Source organism: Spirosoma sp. KCTC 42546, assembly GCF_006965485.1.
Lineage (GTDB): Bacteria > Bacteroidota > Bacteroidia > Cytophagales > Spirosomataceae > Spirosoma.
Map to the genome: position 1 here is coordinate 6222314 of NZ_CP041360.1, position 21034 is coordinate 6243347.

At 47.3% G+C, this 21034-nt stretch carries 18 protein-coding genes; 9 read left to right on the top strand and 9 right to left on the bottom strand.

The annotated features are described in order from the left end of the window. Positions 1-91: 91 nt before the first annotated feature. Together EXU85_RS25680 and EXU85_RS25685 are read right to left on the bottom strand one after the other, a co-directional pair. Positions 92-478: a hypothetical protein gene (locus EXU85_RS25680; protein ID WP_142774826.1), complete on the bottom strand. Its 387-nt coding sequence runs from the start codon at positions 476-478 to the stop codon at positions 92-94. 375 nt (positions 479-853) lie between these two features. After that, positions 854-3334, bottom strand: coding sequence for a ribonucleoside-diphosphate reductase subunit alpha (locus EXU85_RS25685; protein WP_142774827.1), 2481 nt, complete (start codon positions 3332-3334; stop codon positions 854-856). 610 nt (positions 3335-3944) lie between these two features. Between EXU85_RS25685 and EXU85_RS25690 the strand changes: the two genes are divergently transcribed. The 6 genes from EXU85_RS25690 (at position 3945) to EXU85_RS25715 (ending at position 12398) form a co-directional block, all read left to right on the top strand. After that, complete coding sequence (locus EXU85_RS25690) at positions 3945-4214, top strand: type B 50S ribosomal protein L31 (protein WP_111348381.1); 270 nt, start codon at positions 3945-3947, stop codon at positions 4212-4214. A gap of 145 nt (positions 4215-4359) precedes the next feature. After that, positions 4360-5046 carry a response regulator transcription factor gene (locus EXU85_RS25695; RefSeq protein ID WP_142774828.1) on the top strand — a complete coding sequence of 229 codons (687 nt, stop codon included), beginning with the start codon at positions 4360-4362 and terminating at the stop codon, positions 5044-5046. Positions 5047-5154: 108 nt separating this feature from the next. After that, a complete protein-coding gene (locus EXU85_RS25700; RefSeq protein WP_142774829.1) occupies positions 5155-6522 on the top strand; it encodes a cell wall metabolism sensor histidine kinase WalK in 1368 nt (455 codons plus the stop codon). Between the two features lie 187 nt (positions 6523-6709). Beyond that, positions 6710-7972 carry a TolC family protein gene (locus EXU85_RS25705; protein ID WP_142774830.1) on the top strand — a complete coding sequence of 421 codons (1263 nt, stop codon included), beginning with the start codon at positions 6710-6712 and terminating at the stop codon, positions 7970-7972. Positions 7973-8055: 83 nt separating this feature from the next. Beyond that, positions 8056-9135 carry an efflux RND transporter periplasmic adaptor subunit gene (locus EXU85_RS25710; protein ID WP_142774831.1) on the top strand — a complete coding sequence of 360 codons (1080 nt, stop codon included), beginning with the start codon at positions 8056-8058 and terminating at the stop codon, positions 9133-9135. Positions 9136-9266: 131 nt separating this feature from the next. Continuing rightward, complete coding sequence (locus tag EXU85_RS25715) at positions 9267-12398, top strand: efflux RND transporter permease subunit (protein WP_142774832.1); 3132 nt, start codon at positions 9267-9269, stop codon at positions 12396-12398. A 57-nt stretch (positions 12399-12455) separates the two neighbouring features. On the opposite strand, the gene EXU85_RS25720 is transcribed toward EXU85_RS25715, so the two are convergent. Next, on the bottom strand, positions 12456-13037 hold the full coding sequence (locus EXU85_RS25720; RefSeq protein ID WP_246859246.1) for a hypothetical protein: 582 nt from the start codon (positions 13035-13037) through the stop codon (positions 12456-12458). Between the two features lie 72 nt (positions 13038-13109). On the opposite strand from EXU85_RS25720, the gene EXU85_RS25725 reads away from it, so the two are divergent. The 3 genes from EXU85_RS25725 to EXU85_RS25735 all read left to right on the top strand — a co-directional run bounded on the left by EXU85_RS25725 (position 13110) and on the right by EXU85_RS25735 (position 15767). Continuing rightward, entirely contained in the window at positions 13110-13868 is a 759-nt protein-coding gene (locus EXU85_RS25725) for an acyl-[acyl-carrier-protein] thioesterase (RefSeq protein ID WP_142774833.1), read from the top strand. Positions 13869-13974: 106 nt separating this feature from the next. Beyond that, complete coding sequence (locus EXU85_RS25730; RefSeq protein WP_142774834.1) at positions 13975-14880, top strand: DUF1338 domain-containing protein; 906 nt, start codon at positions 13975-13977, stop codon at positions 14878-14880. 47 nt (positions 14881-14927) lie between these two features. Continuing rightward, positions 14928-15767 carry a sugar phosphate isomerase/epimerase gene (locus EXU85_RS25735; protein WP_142774835.1) on the top strand — a complete coding sequence of 280 codons (840 nt, stop codon included), beginning with the start codon at positions 14928-14930 and terminating at the stop codon, positions 15765-15767. A 78-nt stretch (positions 15768-15845) separates the two neighbouring features. On the opposite strand, the gene EXU85_RS25740 is transcribed toward EXU85_RS25735, so the two are convergent. From EXU85_RS25740 to EXU85_RS25765, 6 genes are all read right to left on the bottom strand, one after another. Beyond that, a complete protein-coding gene (locus EXU85_RS25740; protein ID WP_142774836.1) occupies positions 15846-16916 on the bottom strand; it encodes an aminotransferase class I/II-fold pyridoxal phosphate-dependent enzyme in 1071 nt (356 codons plus the stop codon). Further along, positions 16913-17941: a dipeptide epimerase gene (locus EXU85_RS25745; RefSeq protein ID WP_142774837.1), complete on the bottom strand. Its 1029-nt coding sequence runs from the start codon at positions 17939-17941 to the stop codon at positions 16913-16915. The genes EXU85_RS25740 and EXU85_RS25745 overlap by 4 nt, the downstream gene beginning before the upstream one ends. A gap of 117 nt (positions 17942-18058) precedes the next feature. Further along, positions 18059-18706: a response regulator transcription factor gene (locus EXU85_RS25750; protein ID WP_142774838.1), complete on the bottom strand. Its 648-nt coding sequence runs from the start codon at positions 18704-18706 to the stop codon at positions 18059-18061. 82 nt (positions 18707-18788) lie between these two features. After that, on the bottom strand, positions 18789-19616 hold the full coding sequence (locus EXU85_RS25755) for a sensor histidine kinase (RefSeq protein WP_246859247.1): 828 nt from the start codon (positions 19614-19616) through the stop codon (positions 18789-18791). Next, positions 19613-20266 carry a hypothetical protein gene (locus EXU85_RS25760; protein WP_142774839.1) on the bottom strand — a complete coding sequence of 218 codons (654 nt, stop codon included), beginning with the start codon at positions 20264-20266 and terminating at the stop codon, positions 19613-19615. Before EXU85_RS25760 ends, EXU85_RS25755 begins: the two co-directional genes overlap by 4 nt. 185 nt (positions 20267-20451) lie before the next feature. Beyond that, on the bottom strand, positions 20452-21012 hold the full coding sequence (locus EXU85_RS25765) for a hypothetical protein (protein ID WP_142774840.1): 561 nt from the start codon (positions 21010-21012) through the stop codon (positions 20452-20454). Positions 21013-21034: the final 22 nt, after the last annotated feature.

Consider the following 21034-nt stretch of genomic DNA (forward strand, 5'->3'; position numbering starts at 1 on the left):
TCGTGAGAAGCCTCTGTAGATTTATATGTACAACCTTTAAATTTAAGAAAAGATATCCAGCAGGATACCTTAATTGAATCCATTGCCCCCATTATGCAGTGACGTATTTTTCTTCAATAACCGTCTCTGCCGGAAGATTAAAGGTATCCTTAATTGTGTTAGTATCCAGAAACTGAATATTTCTTAACTGCTTGGTTAGGAATGGTTTTCGCACCCAACCATACTGGCGCAATTCGATATACAAGTCAGATTCTGGCAAATGCATAAGGTTATCAATATAATCTTTTAGGACAATGTCCATAAGCATATGTCTAGCCTCTTCATCTGTATCGCCATAGCCTGTAAGATTTAAAGATGGTATATAATTCATAAAGAACTCACCGTCTTTAAAGCTAACTAGTCTTAACTCAGCCTGAAATCTCCTTTCACTCTTAGTTCTATTTATTTTTATATGCTCCTCTGGATGTTTTTTTTCCATGACAATGCTGATTTAAAGGCACTTATCCTACAGAAGAACGTAACAACTTTACGTTCTTCTGCAAAAAGATCAACATTGCAATCTAATTGAAAGTTTTGATACTATTACAAATCGTTATAAACACGATTTGGTTAGTAAATTATTAAGTGGGCCGTTTCCAAATTAGTGGATCAAGGCTGATTTGCCAATCACGGTATACGCTTGGGTTTGGGCTATCAGGGCTTTGCCACAGATTATACCTGTCAGGGAGTTAAGTTGCTAATACTCAAACGTTGCAATGCGTGGTTAATAGCTAATCCTAACCCCATATTAACACAACTCCCGGCCATGTCAAGCACAGCCGGGAGTTATCAATTTTCAATATATCAACCTAAACTACGATCCACACATCTCGCAACCTTCTGGGTCATCGAGTGAGCAGGTCATGGCGGCATATTGCTGTTCCAGATCCGTTACCATCGGTACGGGCTGGGGCGTCGTGTTTTGGGCGTGCTCCTTGGCGTACTGTACGTAATCGAGGGGTTTCTCTACCGTAACGGCTTCGGTTAGGACTGCTTCCAGTTGAGGCTCGGCCTGTGGCTGTACCACGGTGAACTTCACGGCATCGGCAGCGGCCTTCGTACGGAGGTAATACATACCTGTTTTCAGACCCGCTTTCCAGGCGTAGAAGTGCATGGACGTCAGCTTGCCGAAGTTAGAATCCTGAATGTGGATGTTCAGCGACTGCGACTGGCAGATGTACGCGCCCCGATCGGCGGCCATGTCGATGATGTGCTTCTGCTTAATCTCCCAAACCGTTTTGTAGAGGTCTTTGATATTCTGCGGAATATTCGGAATCGCCTGTACCGAGCCGTTGGCCAGAATCAGGTTATTCTTCATGGCATCGTTCCATAGACCCAGCTTCACGAGGTCTTTGAGCAGGTGCTTGTTCACAACAACGAACTCGCCCGACAATACGCGACGGGTGTAGATGTTACTCGTGTACGGCTCGAAACACTCGTTGTTACCCAGAATCTGCGAGGTCGATGCCGTTGGCATGGGTGCCAGCAGCAGCGAGTTCCGCACACCATGTTCAACAACGTCTTTCCGCAGACTTTCCCAATCCCAACGATTCGACTTAGGCTTAACACCCCACATATCGAACTGGAACACGCCTTCCGAAATTGGCGAGCCTTTCCAGGTTTCGTACGGACCATATTCTTTGGCCTGCTCCATCGACGAAGTCATGGCACCAAAGTAAATCGTCTCGAAAATATCTTCGTTCAGGCGACGCGCTTCCTCCGACTCAAACGGCATCCGCAGCATGATGAAGGCATCGGCCAGTCCCTGCACACCCAGACCAATTGGCCGGTGACGCATGTTACTCCGACGAGCCTCTTCAACTGGATAATAGTTGATGTCGATGATTTTGTTCAGGTTGCGGGTGGCCGTTTTGGTCACTTCATACAACTTCTGGTGATCGAACCGCATGATGCCGTCCTTACCTCGTGTAATGAACTTCGGCAGGGCAAGCGATGCCAGGTTACACACCGCAATTTCGTCGGGAGCCGTGTACTCGATGATTTCGGTGCAGAGGTTACTCGACTTAATGGTACCGAGGTTCTTCTGGTTCGATTTCTTGTTAGCCGCATCCTTATACAGCATATAAGGCGTACCCGTTTCGGTTTGCGATTCCAGAATTTTGAACCACAACTCCTGCGCTTTTATCGTCCGGCGGGCACGGCCTTCGCGCTCGTAGCGCTCGTACAAAGCTTCAAACTCATCACCATAGCAATCGGCCAGACCTGGGCACTCGTGTGGGCAGAACAACGACCAAACATCGTCGGCTTCCACCCGCTTCATGAACAGATCAGGCGTCCAGAGGGCGTAGAACAGATCGCGGGCGCGGCCTTCTTCCTTACCGGAGTTCTTTTTCAGATCCAGGAAGTCAAATACATCGGCATGCCAGGGTTCCAGATAAATGGCGAAGGAGCCTTTCCGCTTCCCGCCACCCTGATCCACATAACGGGCTGTATCATTAAATACACGCAGCATCGGTACAATCCCGTTGCTGGTTCCGTTGGTGCCTTTAATGTAGGTTCCCGTTGCCCGAACGTTATGGATGCTCAGGCCAATACCACCCGCCGATTGCGAGATTTTGGCGGTTTGTTTCAGTGTATCATAAATTCCGTCGATGGAGTCGTCCTTCATGGTCAGCAGGAAGCAACTCGACATCTGTGGCTTCGGTGTACCGGCATTGAACAAGGTCGGCGTAGCGTGCGTAAACCACTTTTCGGAAAGCAGATTATAGGTTTCGATAGCTGCGTCCACATCTTCCATGTGAATCCCAACAGCTACCCGCATCAGCATATGCTGGGGGCGTTCGGCAATCCGGCCGTCCAGCTTTAGCAGATACGATTTTTCGAGAGTCTTATAGCCGAAGTAATCATAGCCATAATCCCGATCATAAATAATGGTTGAATCCAGCAGAGCCGCATGCTGACGAACTACATCATACACCTCTTTCGAGATCAATGACGCATTTTCGCCCGTTTTTGGATCTTCATACTGATACAGTTTCTTGATGGTACCGGAGAACGATTTGTTCGTCTCCTTGTGCAGGTTCGAGATGGCAATCCGAGCGGCCAGGATGGCGTAGTCGGGGTGCTTGGTCGTCATGGAAGCTGCGGTTTCAGCGGCCAGATTGTCGAGTTCGGTGGTTTTTACCCCATCGTACAGACCACTGACAACTTTTACAGCCACTTCAACAGGCTGCACATAAGCTGGGTCAAGACCATAACACAGCTTCTCGATTCGAGCGGTGATTTTGTCGAACTTGACGGACTCCCGGCGCCCGTCGCGTTTGATAACGTACATACGTATTTCGGCTAGTTAAGTATGGAAAAATGTTGACTGCATACAGGTTACGGTTGAGATTGAATGTATATGATGGTTAATTATAAGAGGTAGTATAGTGTCATCTATTCAGACGAGAAAGGAAAAAAAGTAACCAAAAAACTGAACCTCAGTAGTTACCCAAAGGTGTAGCGGATGGCGTTCTAAAGTTCCTTTGAAAAAGACGGAAAAGCAACCCGGAAGGTTCGGGTGTTTTGATAAATCCTTGAAACGTTCAACTCTTCAGGCAGGTTAAGAAATTGTTAAGTCGTCAGCGTTAGCGACTTATCAATACCCCAGTGGAGAGCTATTCTTAGAAATTAATAAAGCGATTTTTATTGATCGGAATGTGGGGCCAAACTCTGGCGAGCACTATTCCGTGGAGAAAGCGTACGGTTCGGAAATGTATGAAAAAAGACGCAGAGGACCAACTGTTTATTACCGCATTATTAGGCAACGGTTCCAGTTTAACCAGTTCGTTATCAGCCTGAAAAAGAACCCACAAAAAGGCTTGGCAATCCTGATAAAAACCGTACCTTTGCAGTCCTTTTCGGTCGGAAACCGAGAAGATGACAAGAAACTGAGATTAATCATGAAAAAGGGCATTCACCCGGATTACCGCGAAGTGGTATTCCACGACCTGTCGAGCGATTATAAATTTCTGACCCGCTCAACGGTTCAAACCAGAGACAGCATCGAGTTCGAAGGCAAAACCTATCCGCTCGTTAAGATCGAGGTTAGTTCGCAGTCGCACCCGTTCTATACGGGCAAAAACGTACTGCTCGATACAGCCGGCCGTGTGGACAAGTTCCGCAAACGGTACGGTACAAAAGAAAACGCAACCCCGACTTCGCAGTCGTAAGCTGGTCATCGTTTCTCTTTTTAACGATCACAAAACTCCCTCGTTACGGATATCTGTAACGAGGGAGTTTTTTTATGGTAAATTTTAGTTGCTTATTGGTTATTAAGTTGAGCGTTGACTTAATAACCAACTCAACGCTCACGATATGAAGAAAATACTGATCATAGAAGATGACCGGCGTATAGCCCAGAATATCAGCCGGGGGTTACTGGAAGAAGGCTATGCCACGGAGGTCGTCTATGAGGGTCTGAACGGACGACAGATGGCGCTGCAACCCGGTGTCGATTTACTGATCCTGGATATCAACCTACCCGGTTTAAGTGGCTTTGAAGTCTGTAGGAGTGTGCGGGCCGAGAAACCACAGTTGCCTATTATTATGCTCACGGCACTGGGAGAAATTGAAGACAAAATAGAAGGCCTGGGTCTAGGAGCTGATGATTACCTTGTGAAACCATTCGATTTCCGCGAGTTGGTGGCACGGGTAGCTACCTGCTTCCGGCGTTCATCGTTCATTAACGATCCAATTACAGAAGACATCTGTCAGGTAGCCAATCTGACGGTCAATCTGAGCCTTAAGGAGGTTCGGCGAGACAATACACTCATTGACCTGACCGCCCGCGAATTTGCCCTGCTGGAATACCTGATTCGCCACAAAGGCCGGGTTCTCTCGAAAATGGATATTGCCGAAACCGTCTGGAATCTTAACTTCGATCCGGGTACGAATGTCGTGGAGGTGTATGTAAATTACCTGCGCAAAAAAATCGACCGCGATTTTGAGCCTAAACTGATCCATACCCGGCCGGGTATGGGTTATGTGTTGAAGGAGGAGTAAAGGGAGGATGGAGGAGAGGGAGAAAGGGGATGCTTAATTTCGTTTCTCCCTCTCCTCCATCCTCCCTCTCTTCCCTTCCTCCCCCTCCCCCCTTTCCTCCCTCTCACCATGACCATCCGCAACCGCATCGCCCTACAGTTCTCACTCATTGTCGCTACGATTCTGATCGTTTTTTCGGTGCTGATTTATCTGGTGTCGGCTACGTACCGGCGGGAGGAGTTTTACGAGCGGCTCAAAAATAAAGCCCGTACTACCGTTCGCTTTTTAATTGAAGTGAAAGAAGTGGATCGGGAGTTGCTTAAAATCATTGATCGTAATACGCTCACGGCCCTGATCGATGAGAAAGTTCTGATTTTCGATGCCAGGAATCGTCTGATCTATTCGAGTGTCGATGATCAGGTCATTCATTTCCAGACAACTCTACTGGACGAGGTTCGGCAAAAGAAAGAAATTGAAACGTTTAGTGAGCACAATGAACTGGTCGGGTTGCTCTACCAGCAGAACGGTCGGGACCTGGTCGTGTTAGCTTCCGCCTACGATCAGTTTGGGAAGAGTAAGCTGGAAAATCTGCGATTAACCTTAGGCTGGGGATTGCTGGCGGGCCTGAGCATTACTATTGGACTGGGTATTTTCTTTGCCGGTCAATCCTTACGCCCCATCAGCCAAATCAATCAGCAGGTATCGACCATTACAGCGCTCAATCTTCAGCAACGACTGGACGAAGGCAATCGGCAGGATGAGATTGCCCGACTGGCCATGAACTTCAACGACGTACTGCACCGGCTGTACCAGGCCTTTGAACAACAGCGAAGTTTTGTATCGCATGCATCGCATGAACTCAGAACACCCCTGGCCGCGCTGAAGTCAGAGATCCAACTGGGTTTACGCCGACCGCTAACCGTAGCTGAACACAAAGAGATTCTGATCAACTTACTTTCAGATACCGATCGGCTCATTGGCTTGACCAATAGTTTACTACTGCTGGCCCGAACGCTGGAAACAAGCAATCAGGTATCGTTTCGGACTGTTCGCGCTGATGATGTTGTTTTTCTGGCTAAAGATGAACTGGTAAGTGCCAAGCCCACGTACCGAATTGCAGTTGACTACAGCAATTTGCCGGAAACTGAGACCGAAACACTTGTTAAAGCAAATGAGGAACTGTTGAAACAAGTGTTTCTCAACCTATTCGATAACGCCTGCAAATACTCACCAGACCATACTGCCCAAGTACGCATCAGCACAGATAGTCAGTATTGCCGGATCACGGTTCAGGATAAGGGGATTGGTATTTCACCACACGACCAGGCGCATATTTTCGAACCATTCTACAGATCAACTAACGTTCTCGACTATCAGGGATTTGGCATCGGCTTATCCATTTGTGCGAAACTCATTGAACTCCACATGGGAACCTTATCAGTTAATAGCAACCTGGGCGAAGGCAGTACGTTTACCGTTTCGCTACCGCATGTGTGAGGGCACTTACATATTAAACCTCACATTCCGCTGATTAAATCAGCCTTAACACACTTATACGGTTAAAATCAAGCCTTAATAAGAGTCTCTAATAATTTTCTAATCTTTTTATAAACTCCCTTTAATGTCAATTTAAGCTCCCTTTAATACAAATTAAAGACCTTTGTAGCCCTATTCATGTCAACTCATGCGGCTGCTGCTGATCGTCTTCTTTAGTTTCTTTTTTTTCCAGAATACCAAGTCTGCCCTGGCGCAGGATTCCCTTCACATAAGCCTTCGGCAAGCCGATAGCCTGTTTCTGAAAAACAATCTGCTGTTATTGGCCGAGCGATTTCGGATCGATGCCAGTCAGGCGCAGGTACTACAAGCCAGTTTATACGATAACCCAAACGTAACGCTGGAGGTTAGCTCGTTCAATAGCGAAACCCGGCGGGTGCTGGACGTAGGAAGGCAAGGTGAGAAAATCATCTCGGTGCAACAATTGCTTTATACCGCCGGAAAACGGAATAAACGCATTGCACTTGCATCGGAAGCGGCCCGCCTGACCGAATTAGAATTGCTCGATTTACTGCGCGGCCTGCGCTTTGATCTACGGAGTCGGTTCTACTCCATTTACTTTCAACAGCTGACGCTGAATCGATTTAATCAGCAGATTGCTACGCTTGAAACTACGGTGTCGGCCTATGAAAAGCAGTACGAACGAAATAACATTTCGCTTCGTGAATTGCTTCGGCTCAAAGCGCTACTGTTTCAACTCAACAACGACCGAACGGAGATCGTATTCCAGTTGGCCGACGATCAGCGGGCTTTACGGACGCTCTTGTCTGTAGATCAACCCATTCAGCCGCGCGTTCGAGACGCAACGTTACCCCGTTATCACCTGCCTACGCAACCTGACGACACGCTCCAGCAAATGGCCCTTCGCAATCGGCCCGATCTAAAAGCGTCGGAGTCACTCATTCGACAGGCTGAACTGAATTATAATTTACAGAAGTCGCTGGCCGTACCAGATTTACGCGTAGGCGGCACCTACGACCAGGCAGGCAGCTATATTCAGAACTATGTTGGCCTGTCAGTATCGGCCGACATCCCGGTTTTCAACCGCAATCAGGGAGCCATTCGGGCAGCCCGTAGTCAGATCAATTACCAAAGTCAGTTACAACGCCAAAAGGCCATTCAGGTCGGCAACGAAGTAGTAACCTCACTGCAAAAAGTTCGGGAGGTCGAACGGCGGGTTCAGTCTATTGAACGCTCGTTTACCGATCAATTCGACGAGCTAAACCGGGGCGTTATTATCAGCTTCCAGAAAGGCAATCTGACACTCATTGAATTTGTCGATCTGATTGAAGCCTACAACGATAGTGTTCGCCAGCTCAACCGCCTGAAAGCCGACCGGATTAGCGCCTACGAAGAACTGAATTACCTCGTCGGTGAAGAATTATTTAGGTAGTACCGGGCGTCTTGTCCGGACGAAATAAGCACTTAGTCAAATTACCCTTACTTACATGACCGGACAAGATGCCCGGTACTACAATGAAAATCACTGTTTTTTTGCTGCTCAGTTGCCTGACCTTTTTCTTCTCCTGTGGCCCTAAACCAGCACCGGAAGAGGAAAAAGCATTTATGCTATCCGATACGATGATGCACCGGATTCACCTCGATAGTGTGGTTATGCAGCCCGTTCGAAGTGAACTGACGCTGGTGGGTAAAGTCATGGCCGACGAGAACCGGGTCATTAAAGTGTATCCACTGGTAGGGGGCAATGTAGAAGACGTACGAGTAGAACTGGGCGATTACGTCCACAAAGGCCAGACATTAGCCTCCATTCGTTCGGGCGAAGTGGCCGATATAGAACGGCAAAGCATCCAAGCCCGGTCAGACTTGCTGCTGGCCGAGAAAAATCTGCGGGTAGCTCAGGACCTGTTCGAAACCAAGCTTACCTCGCAGCGCGAAGTGGTAGCGGCTCAGAAAGAGGTGGAGAAAGCTCAGGCCGAATCGAATCGGGTAGCCGAAGTCTCTAAAATTTACGGCCTTGGCAAAACGTCAATGTACACCGTAAAAGCCCCCATCGACGGTTACGTGATCGAGAAGAATGTGAACCGGGGTACGCAACTTCGTTCCGACAATGCCGGCAACCTGTTTACAATTGGTCAGATCAGTGAGGTTTGGGTATTAGCCAATGTCAACGAAAGCGACATTGGGCGGGTACGGATGGGAATGGATGCCTCCATTCAAACGCTAAGCTATCCTGACGATCTCTTTCATGGCCAGGTCGATAAAATTTATACGGTACTGGACCCCGGCACCAAAGCCATGACCGTTCGGATCCGCCTGAATAACAAGGCGATGAAACTACGCCCCGAAATGCATGCGACCGTTACCTTACGCTACGAAGACGGTGGTCAACTAGCTACGGTACCTGCGGGCTCAGTCATTTTCGACCAATCAAAACATTACGTCATGGTCTTCCGGGGCCGCTCCGACATCGACACCCGTGAGGTGAATGTTCTCAAAACTGTTGGCGACATCGCCTATATCAAAACGGGCCTGAAACCGGGCGAACGCGTCATTTCTAAAAATCAACTCCTGGTCTACGACGCCATCAATGATTAAAAAGGAGGAGAGGGAGGAAGGAGGAAAGGGAAGAAGGGAGTAGGGAAGGTGACACTAATTAAGTAACTATTCCTATTCCATTTCCTCCCCTTCCTCCTTCCTCCCTCTCCTCCCATTCTCCCCCCTTTTCCATGAACAAATTCATCCGTGATGTCGTCGGTTTCTCCCTAAAAAACCGCTTTTTCATCTTTTTCATGACTATTGGGCTAATAGCAGCCGGAGTAGTCAGTTACCTCAACGTACCGCTTGAGGCTTTCCCTGACGTAACCAATACGCAGATCATTGTTGTAACGGAATGGAATGGTCGTTCGGCAGAGGAGATCGAGCGATTTGTGACTGTACCCATCGAAATATCGATGAGCGCGGTGCAACGCAAAACCAACGTTCGCTCCATCACCATGTTTGGGCTGAGCATTATCAAAATCATTTTTGAAGATGATGTCGAAGACTTTTTTGCCCGCCAGCAGGTCAACAACCAACTCCGAACGGTATCGCTACCCGATGGCGTTGAACCCGATGTGCAACCTCCTTATGGGCCAACGGGCGAGATTTTTCGTTTTACGCTCAAATCCCCCTCCCGCGACAGTCGCGAATTGCTCACGCTGCATAACTGGGTCATTGATCGCCAGTTACGTTCGGTGTCGGGTGTGGCTGATGTAGTGGCGTTTGGTGGCCGCGAAAAGAGCTACGAAATCCGGGTGAACCCGACGCAATTAGCTAAATACGACATTACGCCACTCGAAGTCTATCAGGCCGTTACGCGCAGCAACATCAACGTGGGGGGCGATGTGATCGAGCGAAACGGACAGGCGTATGTGGTGCGTGGTATTGGGTTGCTCACCTCCATTCAGGATATTGAAAACCTGATTGTGGAAGATTTGGACGGCAACCCCGTATTGGTTAAAAACGTAGCCGAAGTGGCGGAATCGAACCTGCCGCGCGTGGGTCAAGTGGGGCTAAATGACAACGATGACGTAGTTGAAGGCATCGTGGTGATGCGGAAGAACGAAAACCCCAGCGAGGTCCTGGCGCGCGTCAAGGATAAAATTGCTGAGTTAAACACCCGCATTCTCCCATCCGACGTAAAGATGGTGACCTTCTACGATCGCGATAACCTGATCAGTTTCTGCACGAAAACCGTTCTGCACAACCTCACCGAAGGGATCATTCTGGTTACGGTGATCGTATTTCTGTTCATGGCCGACTGGCGGACAACCATTATCGTTTCGATGATTATCCCGTTGGCATTGTTGTTTGCGTTCATGTGCCTCAAGTTGCGGGGCATGTCGGCCAACCTGCTGTCGATGGGTGCGGTGGATTTCGGTATCATCATCGACGGTGCCGTCGTCATGGTCGAGGGGATATTCGTTTCGCTCGATCATTTGGCGCTTAAGGTGGGTATGCCCAAGTTTAACAAAATGGCTAAACTAGGGATGATCAAGAAAACAGGTGGCGAGTTAGGTAAAGCCGTTTTCTTCTCCAAACTGATCATTATCACGGCCTTATTACCTATTTTCTCCTTCCAGAAAGTGGAAGGCAAGATGTTTTCGCCCCTGGCCTGGACACTGGGTTTTGCCTTACTCGGTGCTTTGCTATTTACCCTCACGCTGGTGCCGTTGCTGTGTTCTATTCTGTTGAAGAAGAACGTACGAGAACGCAACAACCCCTTGGTCAATTTCTTCGACCGGATTGTGATGGCGGGTTTTACCAAGTGCTACGCCAACCGGAAACTAAGTCTGCTGGCAGCCGTAGCTTTTATGGCAGTTACGTTCCTGTCCTCTACCCTGCTCGGTACGGAATTCCTGCCGACACTCAATGAGGGGGCGTTATGGGTAGAGGCCAAACTGCCTATGAGTAGCTCGCTGAATCAGACAGTAGGCATGGTACGGATACTTCGGCAAAAACTAATGGATTTTCCGGAGGTAAACGGTGTGTTATCGCAAACGGGCCGCTCCAACGACGGCACTGACCCATCGGGCTTTTATTACGTGCAGATGCAGGTGAACCTCAAGCCCAAAGACGAATGGAAGCGTAAAATCACCACCGACCAGCTGATCGAGGAAATGGATGGTCGGTTGAAGCAATTCCAAGGAATCAACTATAACTACTCGCAGCCCATTATCGACAACGTGGCCGAAGCCGTGGCGGGTATGAACGCCAGTAACGCGGTTAAAATCTTTGGCGACGATCTTAATGAACTAAATAAATTAGCCAATACGGTTATCGCGTCTATCCGCGATGTGCCGGGCGTGAAAGACGTGGGGATTCTGCGTAACATTGGCCAGCCCGAAATCAGTGTTCTGTTCCATGATCAGAAAATGGCACTTTATGGGGTATCCACCGCTGATGCGCAAGCCGTTATCGAAATGGCCATTGGCGGCAAAACAGCCTCGATTCTCTATGAAGGGGAGCGCAAGTTCGATATCCGGCTCCGTTACGGCGAAAGCTACCGTAAAACCGAAGAAGACATTATGCGACTGATGGTCCCCACGCTACGGGGCAGTAAAATTCCATTACGCGAAATTGCCACCATCCGCGAGGTAACGGGCCCCGCGTTCGTGTACCGCGACAACAACAAACGATTCATTGGCGTCAAGTTTTCGGTACGGGAGCGGGATTTAGGCAGCACCATCGCCGACGCTCAGAAACGGGTTAATGCAGCCCTAAAGAACTTACCCAAGGGATACTCCATCAACTGGACGGGCGAGTTCGAGAATCAGGTTCGGGCTACCAAACGGCTCGGGCAGGTAGTTCCGTTGAGTCTGGCGGCTATCTTCGTGATTCTATTCATCCTGTTCGGCAATGTGAAAGATGCGGGATTGGTGCTGCTCAACGTGCCCTTTGCGCTGATTGGTGGCATTCTGGCGTTGCACGTAACGGGCATGAACTTCGGGATTTCGGCGGGGGTTGGCTTTATTGCCCTGTTCGGGATTTGTGTGCAGAATGGCGTTATCCTGATTTCGGTATTCAACACCAACCGCCGGAACAAAATGCCCATCGACACCGCCATTCGGGAGGGCGTTCAAACGCGTATCCGTCCCGTCATCATGACGGCGCTCATGGCCGCCATCGGTCTGCTACCAGCCGCCGTTTCGACCGGTATTGGCTCCGAAACCCAGAAGCCGCTGGCCATTGTGGTGATTGGTGGACTGATTACGGCAACCATCTTAACCCTGCTGGTTTTCCCGATTATTTACCGCATGTTTTACCGCCAGAATGTAGCGCATACCCCCAGAAGTCCTTTGGCGGTTGCGGAGGCTTGATTGTTGGGAGTAGTGAATACTAAGCCCAACAGGGGAAACATAATCCAGCTCGCAAAACTACTTTTTGAGTTTTTTATAGAGATACTTGCCTAGCAACCAACTCATCGCTAGACTGTAAGCGATTAACTTGCCTGGGAGTAAAATAACCTGTATGAACACGAGCCATCTATTGTAGTCATCCGATATACGAAATGGGTTATCTATGAGTCCCCCAAACCAGCCAACGTTGGTATAATCAGGTGTGGCGGTAACAGAATGGCTTATCAGTACATAAAGGACTAAAAAACATAGTTTGAAAAGTACTAGCCTGGCCCCTGCATAAAACAGATTGTAAAACACCCAATATAGGCCAATACCCAACAAAAGCAGACCGATTATAATAGACAACCAAATGAGCCATTTCTTCGGCGGGTCATCATCATCGTCTGGCTCCGGCGGATTCACCTCTAACTTACCTACTGGGCCAGGATTAAGTGGTTCAAAGACCCATTCCAATAAACTCATAGATAGATTTTTTTGCTCTAATTTAGAATGCTCAGTAATGTGAGGGGAGAATTTATGTCGATTGGCTTCGCGAATATATCGCTGGTCGAAAATTGTGTTCGTTTGTACTGTTGAGTAGATACTACGGGGCTTCATGGTAATAAAATAGCCTTTACATCAAGTTGCAACAAATTGATGGTGATTCATGCTTCGTCGTACCTTTGAGGCATGGCATTTATCCAGACAGATACCTTTACATTGCGCGGTTATGAGTGCGATGCGTTCGGGCGAATGAGCATTCCGGCCCTGATGAACCTGATGCAGGAATCAGCCAATCGAAATGCAATTGAATACGGCATTGGCATTTCTGATTTGGCCGAACGGGGATTTGGCTGGATGCTGATGCGCTTCCGACTCAGAATGCACGAGTACCCGCGTTATGGTCAGACCATTCGACTGTTGACCTACCCCACCGAAGTCGAGAAGTATTTCATTTATCGTGAGTTTCAGGTATTGGCCGAAGATGGCACCCTACTGGCCGATGCCACCAGTACGTGGCTCGTGTTCAGTATGGAAAAACGGGCCATGGTATCCCTGCCCGACTTTATCCGCAGCCTAAGCCCGCCAACCGATATTCCAAAAACGGCGGTTGCTCCGCTGGCAAAATTATCATCCAGACCTATTTTTCAGTCGGCAGATTTTGAACCAACCCACACCAAAACTATGGAAGTCGGTTGGCTCAGTATCGACCAGAATCAGCACGTTAACAACGTGGCTTATGTTGAATGGCTACTCGAAGCCGTTGACAGTGAGACCCTGCAAACGCGGAAATTAGCCGAAATTGATTTAGTTTACCGAACCGAAAGCCACTGGCGCGATCAATTGCAGATTCAGTCGGTCGTTGAAACCCCACAGGCATTCCTGCACCGGATTATTCACCCCGAATTTGGTAAGGATGTGCTGCTGGCGAGAAGCGTTTGGAGTTAATTTTGTCATGCTGACGAAGGAAGCATCTTCGTTAACCGCAATGTATTCCAGCTATGGTAACGGCAATCGACGAAGATGCTTCCTTCGTCAGCATGACAAAAAAACTATGACTACTTCACCAACTCAAACTCTTGATGGCGTACTGGGCGGGCTGATGCGCCGATACAGTGAGCGCGTTCCCGATGTGCAGAACGTTATTAACGCCATGCTCGATGCGGGCATCATTCAATCGCCGGACGAAATTGAAAATGACCACATTGCCTTCCGGACAATGGGTGTACCGAATCTTGGAATCGCGTCGTTCGAGAAAATTTTCCTTCACTACGGGTATGAAAAACGGGATGAGTTTAATTTCACGGGGAAGAAACTAACGGCTTACTGGTACAGTCCACCTGAATCACAGTACCCACGCATTTTTGCCAGTGAGCTACGCGTTCATGAACTCTCCGAGGAAGCTCAGCAAATCATCCATCGCTACACCGATACAGTAACTAGTGATCCAGTCGATTCGCTGGATTTAGATGATGCCAACGCTGTTGATCAGTTTCTACACCAGCCACTCTGGCAAACGCCAACACTTGCCGATTATCAAACCTTATTGGCTGAAAGTGAATACGCGGCCTGGGTGATCTACAACCGCTATTACCTGAATCATTTTACGATTAGCGTGCATAACCTGAAGCCGGGCTATAACACCATCGACGAGTTTGTTGCCTTTCTGGAAACTAGTGGATTCAAGCTCAATTCAGCAGGTGGTACGATTAAAGTTAGCCCAGACGGCGACCTGCGGCAAGCCTCCACTGTAGCACAAATGATTGATGCCGACTTTGCGGGTGGGGATATTTTCCGCATTGCGGGTTCCTACGTAGAATTCGCCGAACGACGTGTACTCCCTCCGTTTCGCGACTTACCCGCCGACCAGATCACTCGTCAGCATCGGCGCGAAGGTTTCGAGACTGGCAATGCCGACAAGATTTTTGAAAGTACGTTTACGACCCAAACAGGTAGATAGTTTACGGTTTAACGTTTCACTTGAAACCATCACTAAGCCCTGCATCCATGAAAGCTACTTCTACTTTTCTATTCGCCGGACTACTTTTATGTACTCTGGTCGTAATGGCGCAGAAACCCGCGCCAGTCGGTTTGCAACTGTATAGCTTTCGTAATCAGTTTGCGAAAGATGTTCCGGGTACGATGGCCAAAGTGAAAGAAATGGGATTTCGGGAAGCGGAAATTGCCGGAACGTACGGACTTAGCTTATCCGATTTCCGTAAATTACTGGATCAGAATGGCATTAAAGCCATCAGCACGGGAGCAAGTTTTGAGGATTTGGACTCGAACGTACCGAAAATTGTAGCGGAAGCTAAAGCCCTGGGCGTAAAATATATCGTCTGCACCTGGATTCCTCACACTGGTGATGCATTTACGATACAGGACGCAGACCGGGCTGTCGATGTATTTAACACCGCCGGAAAATTACTGGCTGGTAACGACCTCACCTTGTGTTACCACAACCACGGCTATGAATTTCAAACGTACAAAGACGGCACATTTTTCGATTACCTGGCCGACAATCTTGACCCCAAATCAGTCCATTTCGAGATGGACGTATTTTGGGTAAAATCGCCTGGTTACGACCCCGTTGCCCTGCTACAGAAGTATCCGAAACGCTTCCTGCTGATGCATCTAAAAGACCGTAAACCTGGCACTCCCGATAGTCAGACGGGGCACTCCGATGTTGAATCGAACGTTGTGCTTGGTCAGGGTGATGTGGGCATTGCGGCCATTATGAAACAAGCGAAAAAATCGGGCGTGAAGCACTATTTTATCGAAGACGAATCATCGCGCTCCATGGAGCAAATGCCGGGCAGTCTGGCGTTTTTAGAAGGGTTGAAATAGAGGGTTTTAACCGCAAAGGTCGCTAAGGGTAGCGCAAAGGTCACAAAGATTGTTTTCTCTGCGTTCTTTGCGCTACCCTTAGCGACCTTTGCGGTTAAACCTATTTACTATCTCTGCTATTTCCTGAATGTCCTCTGAGGTATGAAAGGCACTGATCACAATTCGGGTATTCGCCCGATCCGCGGCTGTGGGGTAAGCGAATGAGTAAACCAGAATTTCGTGTTCGAGCAGGTAAGCGTACAACTCATCGTGTTCGGTGAAGAAAACCGGATAGCCCGTCGCATGCCGGAATAAGCCCGTTGGCAGTAACAGTTTCTCGGCCAGCAGGATGTTTCGCTGAAGTTGCTCATATCCTTCGGCATACAAGGCATCGGCCTCAAGATAGGCCGCCAAATTCGCAGGAGGCATTGGTGAACAAGCCCCAAAAAATGCCGTTCGGCGCAGGCTGGTTAGTATATCGGCATTACTAAAAATTACCCCTCCCGGCATACCCATCGCCTTTGCCAACGAAGCTGTAACAATCAATTGAACGTTGGGTTTATGACTGATTTGTGGCCAGATACCCCGCCCCTGATTAAGTACACCCAATCCATGCGAATCATCCACAACAACCGTAATAGGCCGATCATCAGGCAGGTTGTTTATCCAGTCAAACGCATAATAATCTGAACGAACGGCATCGAGCGCATTAGTCAAAATTGCAATCGGTCCAGGGGCAACCGTTTGGAGCTGACTGGAGAGTTGCGCAGTCCAATCGGCAAACGACATCGAAGGTAACGTAACCATTGGCTCGTGCCAGAGCGCTGGGTGTGCAGTTGGTGCATACACAAACGTGCCGGCCTGACCACGTAGCCAGTTGATAACGACCTGCCCGGCCATCATCCCCGATGAGACCGTTAGTGCAGCCTCGGCCCCAACGACCGAAGCCATCTTGGCTTCGGCTTGTTCATAAATACCCAGGCGTACATTCCCATTACGCGAACTACCAAAAACGGTTCCATATTGACCGATGGCCTCTCTCATCAGTTGCTGGAAAGATGGGTGTTGGGGTAACCCCAGGTAGGCCGTACCACTAAAAAAACGATATGCCTTTCCCTGGTGGATTATCGTTCGATTGGGAAGTTGGTTTATTTCAAAAAAATCACTCATTCAGGTAATAATAACTTCGTCCCTGTGCCATTCTCATCGGCATAAACGACTTTTCCATAATCGAAGGTAACACCGGTAGCGGGGTCGTTGGCAATCAGCATGGCTCCATCTAAATCGGCATAATCGAGCAAGGGAAGCAATTGGGCAATGGCCGAAATACCCACACTCGACTCAGTCATACAGCCTACCATTACCTGTAGGCCCAACTCACGGGCGCGGGCAATCATTCGTCGGGCGGGCGTTATGCCGCCACACTTGGTCAGCTTAATATTTACCCCATGGAAATAGCCCGCACAGCGGTCAACATCGGCTTCAACAATGCAACTCTCATCGGCAATAATGGGCAGCGCACTCTGCTCGTAAACCTGTTTAGCCCCTTCCCAATCATTGGCCGGAAGTGGCTGTTCAATAAACTCAACGCCCAGATCACGCAATAGCTTCGATTTAACAATTGCATCCGTTGCCATCCAGCCACAATTCGCGTCAACCCGAAACACGGCATCGGTATGCTGGCGTAATGCCTGAACCAGACTTATATCTTTATCTTCCTCAGGCCGACCCAATTTAATTTTATACAGTGGCCAGGGGCGTTCCTGCATTTTTTCAACCATTTGGGCTGGTGTATCAAGTCCGATTGTGTAATCGGTCAGGGGCGAATTGGTGGGATCGAGATTCCAGATTTTGTAAAGTGGTTTGCCCTGTCGTTTAGCCCATACGTCCCAGGCAGCCTGGTCAAGTGCACAGAGGGCAAATGGATTTTGCTCCAGATAGGGATGCATATCGGCCCAAAACTGTTCGGGATCTGCTAGCGTATGGGCTTCGATACGATCGCGAATGGCTTCGAGCGCGGCTACCATGCCCTCGATTGTGATTCCGTAATAGCGCGTAGCGGTGGCCTCACCAAACCCTCTATACGCACCATCGCGCAGTTCAACAATCAGCGTTGGCTGCACATCGCGACTATCATGAGCAATAGTAAACGTATGGTTCAGGCGTAGATCAACCGGATGAAAAAACAACTGCATAGGTCTGAGACTTTCAGCAAAGATAGGGATAGTCGGTGTAGTACGTGAAATGAGTGGAATAGGTAGAGCGTGTAACATCGTGTTAACTTACTCCACTATTTCACGTACTACACTCAACTACAATTCGATCAATGCCATTCGTAATGCCTCAAGCACCATACCCACCCGACTTTTAACGTTCAATTTCTGGAACAACACTTCCCGATAACCATCTATTGTTCGGGGAGCCAGGCACATTATATCGGCAATTTCAACATAGGTTAAATCACTGGATGCGAGTTTGAGGAATTTAAGTTCGCGCTCATTTAGCTGAGGTATAGCTGGACTGTTGCCCGACTCACCTGGCTTTAAGTTCCGGATGAGTTTATTCGTCAGGAATTCTGAATAGTAGTATCCTTTCTTACTAACCTCATCCAGCGCCAGCCGTAATTCCGACGGACGACACCCTTTCAATAAGTACGCCCGAACGCCCAATCTGACCATTCTCGCCACCTGTTCCTCCTTATCAAACATAGAGAGCGCAATCACTTTCACTTCAGGATGGTTCTGTTGAAGGTACTTCGCCGTCTCAAAACCATCCATTTCAGGCATTTTCAGATCCAGCAAAAGAATATCAGGAATCTGCTTGCGCTTGAGATAACTAATTAGTTCGCGGCCGTTTTCGGCGACAAACAGCATGTCGTACCCATCATATTTTTGGATTAGCTCGGAGAGTGCCTGAGCGAGCAGATTATGATCGTCAGCAATAGCAACGGTTGTGGACATTTGGCGTAAGAGGGAGATTAGCTTTGTGCCTGAAAGTTAACCCGTTAGCCCGTTTTCTACACTATGTTGAATTAAGTATTTTCTAAGTAGATAAACTTAGTGGTAGTTTAATTTCAATACGAGTTCCTAAGCCTTGTTGTGTATCAACCAGGCAAGTACCTCCCAACAGTTGGGCACGCTGATGCAGGTTGCGCATGCCTGACCCCGATTCACCTACCTGCCGGTTTGCAGTCTCGCTCAACTCAAAGCCCCGACCGTCATCAGCAATGGTAAGAACAAAGATAGTGGACTGGTAATCAACGATAATTGTAAGCGTTTTAGCGCCAGCGTGTTTAATGGCATTGTTAAGGGATTCTTGAGCCATACGAAACAAAATAATCTCGGCTTCATTACCGAGTTCGCAAGGTTCACCAATTATCTGTAAATGAGTCTGGTAGCGTCCTGTTTGATTAATGCGCTCCAGTTCCAAGCCTAAGCTTTCCCGCAGCCCGAATCGTTGAATAGTGCCACTATCCAACGTTTTAGCTAATTGTCGGACCGCCAGAATCGTTCCCTCAATAGTTTGTACCATCCGGCTCACGGCTGACTGATGCGACGACTGCGTAAGTTCTTCCTCCAGCCCATTCAGGTGTAACATAGCTACCGAAAGCATTTGCCCAATGTTATCATGTAATTCCTGACCGATGTATTCGAGGGTTTGGTTCTGAGTTTCGAGTTGCGATTGGAGAAGTTCGCGCTGGTAAGTTTCGTGAAGAGCTTGTTTTTCTTGCCGAAATTGGGCTTGACGGCGGCTAAAAAGTAGAGTAAATATAATACCAAACGTAACCAATAATACTAATACTATTGTAAAGGCAATAAACGAAATAATTATTTCATGTAAATCATACTCAATATGGGTCTGAGTCATCATTCTCTGAAAGTGCGTTGCTTAGACAAAAAAGCTACAATAAATAAAGAATATAAAATCCAGTTAGTAGTTATTCGAATACGCTCAAATAAAAGCAAATAAGTCTTACCGCCGTATGTTGCAATAAAATTATAAGCGCTTAGATTAAATAAAGTAATAATGCTAAATAGTAACCAGCCCATACTAATCCAAAACAATGGGTAATCAACAAATGAATATGCAGTTTGAGTATTTAGCAAATTTTTCAAGTACAACAATACTATAACGATTATGAGCAAACTACAAATCGATTTAATAGTAGTTGGATATTGCTTAAGTAGTACTGAAAAATTCACAACAGTATCAATTAAAGTAGCTACTAAAACGATACTTATAAAAATAAATATTAAATATTTATGCAGAACTAGTTCTTGTCGATACATTATCGCAATTAATATAAATTGAATTACAGCAAAAGGCCTGTATACAATTAAATTGTTATGGATTAAACGAGCTAAAAACCAAGCCATTAGTTCAACTATTAACGTTACTATAATAAGTAATAGTGCATAACGACTGGCACGCGACAGAATTCGAAAACGAATAGCTCCCGTAATAATTCCTAAAATCAGAATAGAATGATAGACAGTAAAATACCAAGGGTATTCAATCATATAATTGAAATAGGACTTTAGCATTTCACTAATAGTTGGTTATTGACCCTGCTATTTAAAAATAAGTGCATTAATATATGAATAAGCCTATAAAGCTTAAATAAATGTTTTATACTTATAATTACAGTTGACTCATAGCCATAAAGCATTTATTTAAGCACCAATCATCACTTACTATATTTCAGTTAGGCTTGTAAATTGTCTCTTGAACTTGGTAGAGTGATAAAATCAGTTCCAGGGCAATCCGGCGGACAAGGTTTCCCATCATCTAAAACTGTCCCTTCCGTTTCATTAGGAAGGGGTGCTCCTACTCTAAAATGCCCTTCTGCATCTTCAGCTACTAAAACAAATGACATTTTATACTTCTCAATACCTATATCCTGAACCAGACCAGGACAGACCCTTATTTTGCCCGAATTGCCTGCTAAGTCAAGCAAATTCCTTACCTCGTTAGCGTCATAGCGTACCATTGTTACCTTCAAGAATGACAGCAGTGGAAGGGTTATAAGTTTCATTTTCTCGGCATACAGTTCGCGCATTGCCTTACCTTTGCTCACCGGTATGACCTGTGTAATCGATTCATATCCATCAATTCGATTTAATATCGCAATTTGAGAAAGTACTAATGCACTTTCTGATGCGATTTCTTTAAGGGCTAATTCTGATAATGGAGATTTTTCGTCAGCAAAATCCTTTAACTGCTTAGCCAAAATCTCTAAACGTTCGGTAAATTCAATAGACGTCATAGTTATAAAAATGAAAGTTTCA